The following is a 14,017-nucleotide window of genomic DNA, read 5'->3' on the forward strand; positions in this document are numbered from 1 at the left end:
AATTAGTCACCATTTTTCAGTTCAATGTTGATACCTAAAGAACGGATCTCTTTGGTCAATACGTTGAACGATTCTGGCATACCCGGATCCATATAATGGTTTCCATCTACAATGTTCTTGTAGATACGAGTACGACCTTCAACGTCATCCGACTTAACTGTAAGCATTTCTTGGAGCGTGTAAGCTGCACCATATGCTTCAAGTGCCCAAACTTCCATCTCACCGAAACGCTGACCACCGAATTGTGCTTTACCACCAAGCGGCTGTTGCGTAACTAACGAGTAAGAACCAGTAGAACGCGCATGCATTTTGTCGTCTACCAAGTGGTTAAGTTTCAACATGTACATGTAACCAACAGTTACAGGACGGTCAAAACGCTCACCTGTGCGTCCATCATACAATACTGTTTGACCAGTACGTGAAATGCCCGCAAGTTCTAATAACTCTTTGATTTGACCTTCATCAGCACCATCAAATACAGGAGTTGCTAAAGGAACACCTTTACGCAAGTTCTTAGAAAGTGCTAGAACTTCTTGGTCAGTTAAGCTATCAAGATCTTCTTGCTCGCCACCAACTTTGTTGTAAATCTTGTCTAAGAATTCACGAAGTTCCATGATTGTACGTTGCTCTTGCATCATCTTGTCGATTTTTTCGCCAAGACCGCGAGCAGCCATACCCAAGTGAGTTTCTAGAATCTGACCCACGTTCATACGTGAAGGTACGCCTAGCGGGTTAAGTACGATATCAACTGGAACACCATTTGCATCGTGTGGCATGTCTTCTACTGGTAGGATGTTTGATACAACACCTTTGTTACCATGACGACCCGCCATTTTGTCACCCGGTTGGATGCGACGTTTAACAGCTAAGTAAACTTTAACAACTTTCAATACGCCAGTTGTAAGTTCATCACCTGTAGAAAGTTTGCGTTTTTTCTCTGCAAATTTCTCATCAATTTCGAAGCTCTTCTCTTTCAAGAACACTTGAATTTGAGTTAAACGTTCTGCAATTGCTTCATCAACTGGTTGGATATCCAACAAATCAACTAGCTCTAAACCTGCCAACATATCTTCAGAAAGTTTGTCGCCACGTTTAGTTGTACCACCACCGTTAGATTCTTTACCAGTCAATAAACGAATGATACGTTCACGAGCAGCTTCTTCGAAGATTTTGAACTCTTCTTTCAAATCTTTACGGTATGCATCAAGTTGTGCTTTTTCAATTGCTTGAGCACGTTCATCTTTTTCAAGACCGTCACGTGTAAACACTTGAACGTCAATAACTGTACCTTTAACGCTTGAAGATACGCGTAAAGATGAGTCTTTAACGTCAGCAGCTTTTTCACCGAAGATTGCGCGAAGCAATTTTTCTTCAGGTGTTAACTGTGTTTCACCTTTAGGCGTTACTTTACCTACAAGGATGTCACCAGCAGCAACTTCAGCACCGATATAAACAATACCTGATTCATCAAGCTTAGAAAGCGCAGCTTCACCTACGTTAGGAATATCCGCAGTAATTTCTTCTGCACCTAACTTAGTATCACGAGCAACACATGACAATTCTTGAATATGAATCGAAGTTAAACGATCTTCTTGAAGAACACGCTCAGATAATAAGATCGAGTCTTCATAGTTGTAACCGTTCCAAGTCATGAACGCTACGCGCATGTTTTGACCAAGAGCCAATTCACCGCCATCTGTAGATGGACCATCAGCTAATACATCACCACGACCAACTTGATCACCCATGCTTACAAGCACTTTTTGGTTGATACAAGTGTTTTGGTTCGAACGTGTGTATTTGATCAGGTTGTAGATATCTACACCTGCTTCACCAGCGATCATTTCATCTTCGTTTACACGAATAACAACACGAGAAGCATCTACATATTCAATACGACCACCACGGTTCGCGATCACACACACACCAGAGTCATGTGCTACGTTCGCTTCCATACCCGTACCTACGAGTGGTTTGTCAGCGATTAACGTAGGAACAGCCTGACGTTGCATGTTTGAACCCATTAATGCACGGTTGGCATCATCGTGTTCAAGGAACGGAATTAGTGACGCAGCTACAGATACAACCTGCTGAGCAGATACATCCATATGCGTTACTTTTTCTGGAGGCATACGTACGAAGTCACCTTGGTGACGTACAGATACAACTTCTTCCGTTAAGTTACCATCTTTATCCATTGCAGAATCGGCCTGTGCAATTACAGTTCCAACTTCTTCAATAGCAGATAAGTATTCGATATCCATGGTCACTTGACCATTAATAACTTTACGGTAAGGCGTTTCTAGGAAACCAAAGTTATTACATTTCGCGTAAACAGAAAGCGAGTTGATCAAACCAATGTTTGGACCTTCAGGAGTTTCAATTGGACATACACGACCGTAGTGAGTTTGATGTACGTCACGTACTTCAAAGCCCGCACGTTCACGAGTCAAACCGCCGGGACCAAGAGCCGATACACGACGTTTATGCGTGATTTCAGATAATGGGTTGTTTTGGTCCATGAACTGAGATAACTGGCTTGAACCAAAGAATTCTTTGATTGCAGCAGCAACTGGCTTCGCATTGATTAAATCTTGCGGAGATAAGTTATCAGTTTCAGCTTGGCTTAAACGCTCTTTAACAGCACGCTCAACACGAACTAGACCAACACGGAATTGGTTTTCTGTCATTTCACCAACAGAACGAACACGACGGTTACCCAAGTGATCGATATCGTCTACTTCGCCTTTACCGTTACGAATTTCAATTAATGTTTTTAAAACATCAGTAATATCTTCGTTCGATAAGATGCCTTCAACTTCACGTGACTTCTGATCTGTACCAACTTCGTAAGGACGACCTAAACGACGGTTGAACTTCATACGACCTACAGGAGATAAGTCATAACGTTCAGAAGAGAAGAACAAGTTGTTGAATAAGTTTTCAGCAGCTTCTTTCGTTGGTGGCTCGCCCGGACGCATTACTTTGTAGATTTCTACAAGCGCTTCTTCACGACTTGTTGTCGTATCAGCACGTAAAGAATCTGCAATGAATGAACCACGATCGATGTCATTTGTGAACAGAATATTGAACTGCTTAACGCCGCCTTCTGCAATCTTAACCATGATTTCATGGCTCAATACTGTGTTTGCAGCAATAACGTCGCCATCACGTAAAGCGATGTCTTCAGCAGTAATACGCTCGTACAAGTATTCATCAGGAACTGAAAGCTTAGTTAAGCCAGCAGCTTCCATTTGACGAACATGACGTGCATTAATACGTTTACCTTGTTCAACAATCGCTTTGCCGTCAGCATCAAGAATGTCGAATTGAGCCATTTCACCACGTAGGCGTTCAGGCACAAGGTCAATTTGGTAGCTACCCATGTCTAGGTATACAGGAACTTTCTCAAAGAATAAATCTAAGATCTGTTCGTCTTTATAACCTAAAGCACGAAGTACAACAGTTGCTAATAATTTACGACGACGGTCAATACGAACATATACTAAATCTTTCGCATCAAACTCGAAGTCTAACCATGAACCACGGTAAGGAATGATACGAGCAGAATAAAGGACTTTACCACTTGAATGTGTTTTGCCTTTATCGTGATCGAAGAATACGCCTGGCGAACGGTGCAATTGAGATACAATTACACGCTCAGTACCGTTAATAACGAAAGTACCGTTATCTGTCATGAGTGGCATTTCACCCATGTACACTTCTTGCTCACGCACATCTTTAATAGATTTTGTTTCGCGATCTTTAAGGATCAAACGAATTTTTACGCGCATTGGTGCCGCATAAGTTGAGCCACGAAGAATACATTCGCGAACATCAAACTCAGGCTTACCAAGACTATACTCAACAAATTCTAAAGCAGCATTGCCAGAATAACTTTCTATAGGGAAAACTGAACGAAATGCGGCTTGGAGACCGATATCTTCGCGGTTTTTTGGTGTTTTGCCATCTTGAAGGAATGTTCTGTACGAATCGACCTGAATCGAAAGCAAGTACGGAGCATCCATCACACTCGGCAATTTACCAAAATTCTTACGGATCCGTTTCTTTTCGGTATATGAGTATGCCATCTGGAGTCCTCGGAAAGTAAACTAAACCCGCCTGCAGAACGGGTTTAGAAGGAATTACGCAGGTCGATATGACCACCACCTTGTTCAAATGCTGCAATTTTCAGTGGTATTAAAACGCTTAACAATATTTTTAAACATGGAAAAATATTGGTAAGCATTTAATTTTATTCAATTATTATAAATGTGGTGCTTTTTGCATCACGCAAACAAAAATCGAGCCGATTATTGTAACGCAAAAAGGCTGATGACCCAAGAGCCATCAGCCAAATTTCGGGGTTAATTTTTCATTAGCCCCCTAGCGAAATTACTTAACAGTAATTGTAGCGCCAGTTTCTTCAAGTTTCTTCTTAAGTTCTTCAGCTTCTTCTTTAGAAACAGCTTCTTTAAGAATAGCTGGAGCGCCTTCAACCATGTCTTTAGCTTCTTTTAAGCCAAGACCAGTAACTTCACGAACTGCTTTAATTACAGCAACTTTGTTCGCGCCGAAAGAAGTCAATTCTACGTTGAATTCTGATTGCTCTTCAGCAGCAGCAGCAGCAGGACCTGCAGCTACAGCTACAGCAGCAGCAGATACGTTGAATTTTTCTTCGAAAGCAGAAATAAGTTCAACAAGTTCAAGAACAGTTTTTTCAGCTACTGCGTTTAGGATTTCTTCGTTTGTTAAAGCCATGAGATTAACTCCAAATGGGTATTGAATGATGTGTGTTTAAGTTTGAGCTTATGCAGCTTCTGACTCGTTTTTCTCGTTGAGTGCTGTAAGTAAGCGACCCAATTTCGAAATAGGAGCTTGAAGAACGTTTGCAAGCATAGTAAGCGCTTTCTCTTGGTTCGGAAGATTAGCGATAACGCTAACTTCAGCACCTTGATAAAGTTTGCCATCAAATGCAGCAGCTTTAAGTTCAAATGCTTTATTAGTTTTAGCGAATTCTTCGAACAAACGTGCAGCAGCACCCATGTCGTCTTCAGAAGTCGAGAAAGCTAAGATTGTTGGGCCAACAAGAGTTTCGTTCAAGATAGTGAATTGAGTATCTTGAAGAGCACGTTTAGCTAAAGTATTGCGTACAACACGTGTAGCAACACCTAGTTTACGAGCTTCAACACGTAGAGCAGTTAATTGCTCAACTGTTAAACCTTGGTAGTCAGCAACAACAGCAGCAAACGCTGTAGAAGCAACTTCAGCTACTTCAGCAACGATCTGTTTTTTGCCTTCGATAAGAAGAGCCATTGTAAAACCTCCTAACGGTGATTTATGTACTTACTCGAAGTACACTCCCAATTCGTAAATTCATTTCTGAACTTACACGCGGAGGATGAACAAATCACACCACCGCGTCTACGCAGGCTGGAAAATTAAGAAGGAAGTAAACTCCCCTCGCCTGAGGTCTTTGACGCTGATAAACAAATATTTATCAATTCAAAGTTTGCCTAAGTTTGCAAGAAGTCCGAGACCGGTTTCTTCTTGCGTAAAAATCAAAGCGCTGCTTTGATTTTTACTCAGGGCTTTAAAATTCTGTAATAAGTCGAAACTTATTTAGAAACGTTTGCAACATCAACAGTAAGACCAGGACCCATAGTTGAGCTCAAAGTGATCTTTTTGATGTAAACGCCTTTAGATGTAGCAGGCTTCAAACGTTTTAAGTCAGCAATTAAAGCTTCAACGTTCGAACGAACAGCAGTAGCTTCAAAACCTACTTGACCGATCGCAGCATGGATAATACCAGCTTTGTCTACGCGGTAACGCGCTTGACCAGCTTTAGCGTTTTTAACAGCATTAGCTACGTCAGGAGTTACAGTACCCACTTTAGGGTTTGGCATTAAGCCACGTGGACCAAGAATAGTACCCAACTTACCAACAACGCGCATCGCATCTGGAGCAGCAATTACTACGTCGAAGTCAAGGTTACCAGCTTGAATGCTTTCAGCTAGATCATCAAAACCAACAACGTCCGCGCCTTCAGCTTTAGCAGCTTCAGCAGCAGCGCCTTGAGCAAACACAGCAACACGTACAGTTTTACCAGTACCTGCAGGAAGTGTAGTCGCGCCACGAACAACTTGGTCAGATTTACGAGGATCAACACCTAGGTTTACTGAAACATCCAAAGATTCTTTGAATTTAACAGCAGGTAGGCTTGTTAATACTTGTACAGCTTCTTCCAAAGTGTAAACTTTGTTAGCTTCAATAGCAGCTGCAATCGCTTTTTGACGTTTAGTTAATTTAGCCATGTCTTAAAGCTCCACTTCCAAGCCCATAGAACGCGCAGAACCAGCAATGGTACGTACACGTGCGTCTAAATCAGCACCAGTTAAATCTGGCTCTTTAGTAGTCGCAATTTCTTCCAATTGAGCACGAGTCAACTTACCAACTTTAGTTTTGTTAGGTACAGCCGAACCCTTTTGGATACCAGCAGCTTTCTTAAGAAGAATAGCAGCAGGAGGAGTTTTCATGATGAATGTGAACGACTTATCGTTGTACACAGTAATCACTACAGGAATTGGTAGACCAGCTTCAACTTTTTGTGTAGCAGCATTGAATTCTTTACAGAATGCCATGATGTTAACACCACGTTGACCTAGTGCAGGACCAATCGGTGGAGATGGATTCGCTTTACCAGCTGGAACTTGCAGCTTGATATAGCCGTCAATCTTCTTAGCCATTTCAAATTACCTCTGGGTACAAACGCCGATTAAGGCTCCCCAACGTTTTCAAGTAACGATAACCGTTACAACAACAATGCCCGATCTTAGAAAAATCGGGCGTTTTTAACCAATTAAAATTAAACTGATTTTTCGACTTGACGAAATTCCAATTCAACTTGAGTTGGTCGGTTAAATACATTAATAGTCAGTGTTAAACGTGACTTTTCGTATAGAACTTCTTCCACAACACCTTTAAAGTCAGTGAATGGACCGTCCACAACAAGTAATTCTTCGCCTGGTTCAAACATCGTCTTAGGACGAGGTGCTTCACCAGTATTACGCACGCGAGCTAAGATTGCATCAGCTTCTTTTTGAGTAATAGGTGCAGGTTTTTCTGCAGTACCACCAATAAAGCCAAGTACTTTTGGACACTCTTTCACGATATGCCAAGTATCATCATTCATTTCCATTTCGACTAACACATAGCCAGGAAAGAATTTACGCTCAGACTTACGCTTTTTACCTTCCTTCATTTCCACTACTTCTTCAGTAGGGACAAGGACTTCACCAAAGCTATCGGCAACAGCGCTACGCTGGATTCGATCATTAAGCGAACGCATCACTTGTTTTTCATAACCTGAATAGGCATGAATAATGTACCAACGTTTCATAGCTCTCTTACCCGATAATAAACTTCATTAGCCAGCCTAAAATATAATCAAAACACCACAAAACAATTGCAGCAATGATTACAACCAATAAAACTTGCCATGATGTGGTCACAGTTTCATTTTTGGTTGGCCAGGTCACTCGACGCAACTCAATTCGCGAATCTTTTAGTAAGCGAACAAAGCCTTTGCCTTGATGGGTGGCGTATAATAAACCTAAAGCGGCTACGATACAAGCCAAAATCACACCAACCCGAACCCAAACATCATTCGCTGGCGCCCAATATCCTGGCAAATGTTGATTTGTCAGCATTGCAGCGATAAATAAAATTATAGAAAAAATCCATAAAATATAGTCTATCGGCGAACTAGAGCTTACGATTTCAGCAGAATTATTTCTTTGAGGGATTGGCGCTTCGCTTAATGCGTCACGCGATTTATCATTCGACATTTTTGTACTCGTCGTAGAACTCGCGACTTATTATATGACCAATTTAACCAGCATCAAGTTTTTTTTTAAAAATGGCAGGCCAGGAGGGACTCGAACCCCCAACATTCGGTTTTGGAGACCGACGCTCTACCAATTGAACTACTGACCTACAAAACAAGCTGGAGCCGAAGCCCCAACTTGAAATACCATTAGCGATTATGCAGTTACTTTAGCAACTACACCAGCACCAACTGTACGACCACCTTCACGGATCGCAAAACGTAGACCTGGGTCCATTGCGATTGGGTGGATTAATTCTACTGCCATTTCTACGTTGTCACCAGGCATAACCATTTCAACGCCTTCTTGAAGAGAGATAGCGCCAGTTACGTCAGTTGTACGGAAGTAGAACTGTGGACGGTAACCGTTAAGGAATGGAGTATGACGACCACCTTCTTCTTTAGAAAGCACGTATACTTCTGCGTCAAATTTAGTATGCGGCTTGATTGCACCTGGTTTAGCAAGTACTTGACCACGTTGAACGTCTTCACGTTTAGTACCACGTAGAAGAACACCACAGTTCTCGCCCGCACGACCTTCGTCAAGAAGTTTACGGAACATTTCTACGCCAGTTACAGTTGTTTTAACTGTATCTTTAATACCAACGATTTCAACTTCTTCACCAACACGTACAATACCAGTCTCAACACGGCCAGTTACTACTGTACCACGACCTGAGATAGAGAATACGTCTTCGATTGGCATAAGGAATGGAAGATCGATAGCACGTTCTGGCTCTGGAATGTAAGAATCTAGAGCTTCAACAAGAGCTACTACAGCTGGTTCGCCGTATTGACCTTGGTCACCGTTAAGTGCAGCTAAAGCTGAACCACGGATGATTGGAGTGTCATCGCCAGGGAAGTTGTAAGCAGAAAGAAGTTCACGAACTTCCATTTCTACTAATTCAAGTAATTCTTCATCATCCACAAGGTCGCATTTGTTTAAGAATACAACAATGTAAGGTACGCCTACTTGGCGAGAAAGAAGGATGTGTTCACGAGTTTGTGGCATTGGACCATCAGTCGCAGCACATACAAGGATCGCGCCATCCATTTGAGCAGCACCAGTAATCATGTTTTTAACATAATCGGCGTGACCAGGACAGTCTACGTGTGCGTAGTGACGAATTACTGAATCGTATTCTACGTGTGAAGTATTAATTGTAATACCACGTGCTTTTTCTTCAGGTGCAGAGTCAATTGCAGCGTAGTCTTTCGCTTCGCCACCAAAAGTTTTTGCACATACAGTTGCAATTGCAGCTGTTAAAGTTGTTTTACCATGGTCGACGTGACCAATTGTGCCCACGTTAACGTGTGGCTTATTACGTTCAAACTTAGCCTTAGCCATGAGATTCTCCTCGTTTACGTCGACACAACTCTAAGATTGCTAAAATCGACTAATCGCCTAAAAAATAGACACCCTAAATACTTAAAAAGCAGACTAAATAGCCTGCTTTATTTAACTTTGTGACAAAATCACTAAACTGTAATCTGGAGCTCTTATCGAGATTTGAACTCGAGACCTCTCCCTTACCAAGGGAGTGCTCTACCACTGAGCTATAAGAGCAAATTTTCGCTTCAATGGAGCGGGAGACGAGGGTCGAACTCGCGACATGCAGCTTGGAAGGCTGCCGCTCTACCAACTGAGCTACTCCCGCACGATGTTGGCACATCCACTTATTGAAGTCTTAAATTGGTGGTGAGGGAAGGATTCGAACCTTCGAAACTTTCGTAGCGGAGTTACAGTCCGCCCCCTTTGACCGCTCGGGAACCTCACCATTTACACTTACTTCCAGTGTCGTTCTTTTACTTAACTCAAAACTCCTAAGATGGTGCCGGCACACGGATTCGAACTGTGGACCTACTGATTACAAGTCAGTTGCTCTACCAACTGAGCTATGCCGGCGTTTCTTAGCGTTTCGTACGTTTCGTATCGGAACGGTGTGCAGTTTAGCAAAACTTAGAATCCGTGCAAGTGTTTTTTTCAAAAAAAACGTTAAAAACTCACAAAATCAATCCATTTGACGATAATTCAACCGCTTTGATCACTGCGCGAGCTTTTATTTGCGTTTCTTGCCACTCAGATTCAGGATTTGAGTCTGCAACAAGCCCCGCTCCTGCCTGAACAAACACCTTATTTTCACGAATTACGCATGTTCTAATTGCAATAGACATGTCCATTTCGCCATGCCAGCCTAAATAACCAACAGCTCCACCGAAAATTCCACGTTTTACAGGTTCAACTTCGTCAATAATTTCCATTGCGCGAATTTTTGGTGCACCAGAAAGTGTTCCCGCAGGGAAAGTTGCCTTAAATACATCTAAAGCATCTACATCATCTCTAACTTCTGCTTGAACATTAGACACAATATGCATGACATGCGAATAACGCTCGATCACCATTTTATCTGTAACTTGTACCTTTCCAATTTTTGCAATGCGACCCACATCATTTCGTCCAAGATCGATCAGCATCAGATGCTCTGCAATTTCTTTTTCATCTGATAGTAAATCTTGCTCAAGCGCTAAATCTTCTTCTTTGGTTTTGCCGCGTGGTCGTGTACCCGCCAATGGGCGAACCGTTGCAATACCATTTTCCAAACGAGATAAAATTTCTGGTGATGAACCAACAATATGGAATGGTTTTTTATTTTCTAAGGTTTTCCCTTGCACCAAGAACAAATATGGCGATGGATTTAAATGACGTAGGGCGCGATAAACCTGCAATGGCTCACCATCAAAGTCCGAAACCATACGATGCCCAGGAACAACTTGCATCACATCGCCTGCGCGAATGTATTCTTTTACAGTTTCAATTGACTCTAAATACTTCTCTTTACCTGTAAGCGACTCAAAATGCGGTGCTGTGTGCTTTTCTGCTTTAAGGCTAATTGGTGTTGCTAGAAGCTCTTCTAAAGCATCTAACTCCGCCTGTGCTTTTGTATAAGCATCTGTATCGTTCACATCTGCATGAACAATTAAAAACAAGGTATCTTTCAAATTATCAAAAACGATGACGGTTTTAGAAAGCATCATCCAAATATCAGGCAAACCTACAGGATCTGCTTCTGGCATATTCTTTAAACGAGGTTCGATATAACGAACTGAGTCATAACCAAAATACCCAACTAGACCACCTGTAAAGCTTGGTAACGCAGGTAAATCCTTTTGTGTTGGAACTTTATATTGCGCTTGAAAATCACGGATATATTGAAATGGATCTACACATTCTTGTTTTACGATAGTACCATCTGCTTGCTGAACCGTAAGCTGACCTTCATTGCACGAGAAAACTGTAGATTCCCCCAAACCAATAATGGAGTAGCGGGCCCAGTTTTCACCACCCTCTACAGATTCAAAAAGATAAGCCTGTTCGTGAGATTTTAATCGTGCGAATACAGAAAGCGGTGTTTCTGTATCTGCTAAACGCTGACGATATACAGGAATAAGATTGTAGCCTGCATCTTTTAATAAGTTAAATTGAGCTTGAGTAGTCATGTTTTTCTCTAAAAAATTTCTTAATGGACGATGTTCATTTAATTCGGTTTTATTTAACTGAGCTTCGCCATCGAAAAACCACACAAGTACTCATTTTCAATATTCCTTCATTTACCGTTGCTTTACGCAATTAATTCTCTAAGATCATCAACAACTTGCTGTGGCTGACATTCTAAAATATTTTCACCATGATTATAGCCATAGCTAAGCACAATACAATCTACTCCTGCACGGCGAGCGGCTTCGACATCATTGCTTGAATCGCCAATCATGAGTACTTGCTCTTTAGTCACTTGGTAAGTTTCTACACAGTGAAGCAGTTGTTTAGGATGTGGTTTGCGCTCTGCAAATCGATCACCACCAATTACATCTTCAAAATAATGATCTAAAGCCAATTCTTTAATAATTGCTCTTGCAGGCTGTTCAGGCTTATTGGTCACGCAAATTAGTTTTTTATGTTGTGCTGAAGCCCAATCTAGAAATTCAACAACACCATCAAAAGGTAAAGTTTCCACACAAGGTTCTGCATTATAAATTTTTAAGAATGTTGCAAGTAATTGCTCATGTTGTGTTGCATCAACCTGCCCTGTGATATGTTCCAAAACGCTATCACAAAAAATTGCTGTGCCCTTACCCACCCAAACACGAACCTGCTGCTCTGTCACAAGTGGTAAATTCAATTCTTTTAAGCTCAAATTCATTGCACGATATAAATCTGAAGCAGAATCGACCAAAGTGCCATCTAGGTCAAATAAAATTACTTCTCGACTATTAAGCTTTGCGACAGACATTTTCACTCCACAATAAAAAAGGCATGCGATTGCATGCCTTCGATTGTATGCTAAACCAACGTTATTTAAACAATACAAATGCAATAATTGCCAAAATAACAATCGCGATAACAGCCACCAAACCAACTGAAGCATTTTTTTGTGCTTCTTTTTCCTCTTCTACGCAAACCGCAGGAATTTCAACTTCACATTCCTCACGTTTCATAGGCGCAGTTAAATCTACATCAGCAGGAATTGGCGCAGGTTTTGGAATACCAACATTTGTTGGCATACCTTCTTTAGTGACTTGAACACTTGCATCGCGTGCTTTTAAGTCTGGCATACCCTGCTCATTCATTTGCTGTGCAGGTGTAAGTTCCTCTTGCTTAGCCGCAGTTTCAGATGTCGCAATAGCTTCTGACGGCTGTTGAATAGCTTGTTTTACTTCTTCTTTATCTGCCACGACAACAGGTTGAAGTTCTACACCTTGCATAAATGTAGGCTTTTCAATTTTTTGCGCTTCTTGTAGTACAGAAAATTTTAAACTTGCAAACTGAACAATATCTTCAGCTTCAATAAGAGTCTCTCCTTCAATACGGACATCATTTACAAATGTTCCGTTTGAAGATTTCAAATCTTGAAGCCAAAGCTCATTATTTTTCAATAAAAATGCTGCGTGCTTACGTGAAATTTCAGAAGATTGTAAAATAATATCTGAATCTTGATGACGACCAACCAACATATCACGGTCAATGAGAATCTCTTGCCCTGTGAACTCACCTGTAATGGCCTGCAATTTCCAAGTCATAAAAAGCTACTCAATAGTGATTTTGAATTATAATATCACGCTGAATGATTAAAATAGCTTACGGTTTTATAAACTCAATACAATTTAAAACCATCAAACATAAAAAAACCAAGTTCATTAAACTTGGCTTTTAAAATAAATACTTTTCAGCGCATTATTAATTAAAAAATTAGATAAGAAAATCTTCTAACTTTGCACCTTTTTCAAGTTGTGCAACTAACCAGCGAGGTTGTTTACCACGACCAGTCCAAGTTTCTTCAGTATTACCCTTATTGCGGTATCTAGGTTCTACTGCTTTACGTGTGCCTTTTTTACGTTTAACAGAACCAAACTCAACAATTTGCTCTACAGATAAACCAACACTTTCAGCAATTGCTAAAATTTGATTATATGCATCTTCTATTGCTTGATCTTTTTTAGATGCAATTAAAGCTTCAGCTTCAAGCTGTAAACGTTTTAACTGTTCAACAGACATATTACTAATATCTGGCATTATAAACTCCAATTCCTAAATATTGATTTTATTAATTAACTCAGCCATATTATTTATATAAATAAAAAAATTCAATCATTTAAAGTCAACAAACTACAATTAAAAACAATTTATTATTTCTCCAATTTACTCAATTAGGTGATTAATCTCATTTTCTAATTGCTTAATTTTATCTTTAATATAAGTGGGTATTTGTACTTTTTTCATATCATTTTTATTTACACATACAATTACAGCCTCACCCGTTGCAACGATATTACTCAGCTTTTCACTCCAAATAGAATAATGCATTCTAAATGCACTATTTCTTATTTCATCTACACGCGCGCCTATTTTTAACCGATCTGGATATAATACAGGTTGAATATATTTACATTGATTTGATGCAACAACTGTATAAATATCTTGCTCAAAAATATTTAATTTATCCAAATAACATAATCGAGCACTTTCAATATATCGATAATAAATTACATTATTAACATGCCCAAAAGCATCCATATCACCCCAAGCAACTTGTTGCTCATATATCACGGGATAATCTTTAAGTGCAGTCATTATTC

Annotated in this window: 13 protein-coding genes and 5 tRNA genes; all 18 read right to left on the minus strand. The window is 40.5% G+C overall.

Features of this window, described 5'->3' with window-relative positions:
- Positions 1–2: 2 nt before the first annotated feature.
- Positions 3–4,091 (minus strand): DNA-directed RNA polymerase subunit beta, encoded by a 4,089-nt coding sequence (rpoB, locus tag MZO21_RS11415; RefSeq protein WP_154771970.1) that lies wholly within the window; start codon positions 4,089–4,091, stop codon positions 3–5.
- 304 nt (positions 4,092–4,395) lie between these two features.
- A complete protein-coding gene (gene rplL, locus MZO21_RS11420; RefSeq protein WP_154771969.1) occupies positions 4,396–4,761 on the minus strand; it encodes a 50S ribosomal protein L7/L12 in 366 nt (121 codons plus the stop codon).
- Positions 4,762–4,809: 48 nt separating this feature from the next.
- The gene (rplJ, locus tag MZO21_RS11425; protein WP_154771968.1) at positions 4,810–5,316 is read right to left on the minus strand and encodes a 50S ribosomal protein L10; all 507 of its coding nucleotides are present in this window, start codon (positions 5,314–5,316) and stop codon (positions 4,810–4,812) included.
- 302 nt (positions 5,317–5,618) lie between these two features.
- A complete protein-coding gene (gene rplA, locus MZO21_RS11430) occupies positions 5,619–6,314 on the minus strand; it encodes a 50S ribosomal protein L1 (RefSeq protein WP_154771967.1) in 696 nt (231 codons plus the stop codon).
- A gap of 3 nt (positions 6,315–6,317) precedes the next feature.
- Entirely contained in the window at positions 6,318–6,746 is a 429-nt protein-coding gene (rplK, locus tag MZO21_RS11435) for a 50S ribosomal protein L11 (RefSeq protein WP_004868049.1), read from the minus strand.
- A gap of 119 nt (positions 6,747–6,865) precedes the next feature.
- Positions 6,866–7,399, minus strand: coding sequence for a transcription termination/antitermination protein NusG (gene nusG, locus MZO21_RS11440; RefSeq protein WP_154771966.1), 534 nt, complete (start codon positions 7,397–7,399; stop codon positions 6,866–6,868).
- 7 nt (positions 7,400–7,406) lie between these two features.
- Positions 7,407–7,847 carry a preprotein translocase subunit SecE gene (gene secE / locus MZO21_RS11445; protein ID WP_154771965.1) on the minus strand — a complete coding sequence of 147 codons (441 nt, stop codon included), beginning with the start codon at positions 7,845–7,847 and terminating at the stop codon, positions 7,407–7,409.
- Positions 7,848–7,919: 72 nt separating this feature from the next.
- Positions 7,920–7,995, minus strand: a tRNA-Trp gene (locus MZO21_RS11450).
- 47 nt (positions 7,996–8,042) lie between these two features.
- Positions 8,043–9,233, minus strand: a complete 1,191-nt coding sequence (gene tuf / locus MZO21_RS11455; protein ID WP_154771964.1) for an elongation factor Tu — start codon at positions 9,231–9,233, stop codon at positions 8,043–8,045.
- Positions 9,234–9,377: 144 nt separating this feature from the next.
- Positions 9,378–9,452 (minus strand) — tRNA-Thr (locus tag MZO21_RS11460).
- A gap of 15 nt (positions 9,453–9,467) precedes the next feature.
- Positions 9,468–9,543: transfer RNA gene (locus MZO21_RS11465), tRNA-Gly, on the minus strand.
- A gap of 36 nt (positions 9,544–9,579) precedes the next feature.
- Positions 9,580–9,663, minus strand: a tRNA-Tyr gene (locus MZO21_RS11470).
- A 52-nt stretch (positions 9,664–9,715) separates the two neighbouring features.
- Positions 9,716–9,791, minus strand: a tRNA-Thr gene (locus MZO21_RS11475).
- Positions 9,792–9,889: 98 nt separating this feature from the next.
- Positions 9,890–11,383 carry an anthranilate synthase component I gene (trpE, locus tag MZO21_RS11480; RefSeq protein ID WP_154771987.1) on the minus strand — a complete coding sequence of 498 codons (1,494 nt, stop codon included), beginning with the start codon at positions 11,381–11,383 and terminating at the stop codon, positions 9,890–9,892.
- Positions 11,384–11,505: 122 nt separating this feature from the next.
- Positions 11,506–12,174 carry a phosphoglycolate phosphatase gene (locus MZO21_RS11485; protein ID WP_154771963.1) on the minus strand — a complete coding sequence of 223 codons (669 nt, stop codon included), beginning with the start codon at positions 12,172–12,174 and terminating at the stop codon, positions 11,506–11,508.
- Between the two features lie 61 nt (positions 12,175–12,235).
- Positions 12,236–12,961, minus strand: coding sequence for an FHA domain-containing protein (locus tag MZO21_RS11490; protein WP_154771962.1), 726 nt, complete (start codon positions 12,959–12,961; stop codon positions 12,236–12,238).
- A 169-nt stretch (positions 12,962–13,130) separates the two neighbouring features.
- Positions 13,131–13,457, minus strand: a complete 327-nt coding sequence (locus MZO21_RS11495; protein WP_171501195.1) for an H-NS family nucleoid-associated regulatory protein — start codon at positions 13,455–13,457, stop codon at positions 13,131–13,133.
- Between the two features lie 123 nt (positions 13,458–13,580).
- Entirely contained in the window at positions 13,581–14,012 is a 432-nt protein-coding gene (locus tag MZO21_RS11500) for an acyl-CoA thioesterase (RefSeq protein WP_248103836.1), read from the minus strand.
- Between the last annotated feature and the right edge of the window lie 5 nt (positions 14,013–14,017).

Source organism: Acinetobacter portensis (assembly GCF_023158935.1).
Classification (GTDB): Bacteria; Pseudomonadota; Gammaproteobacteria; order Pseudomonadales; family Moraxellaceae; genus Acinetobacter; species Acinetobacter faecalis.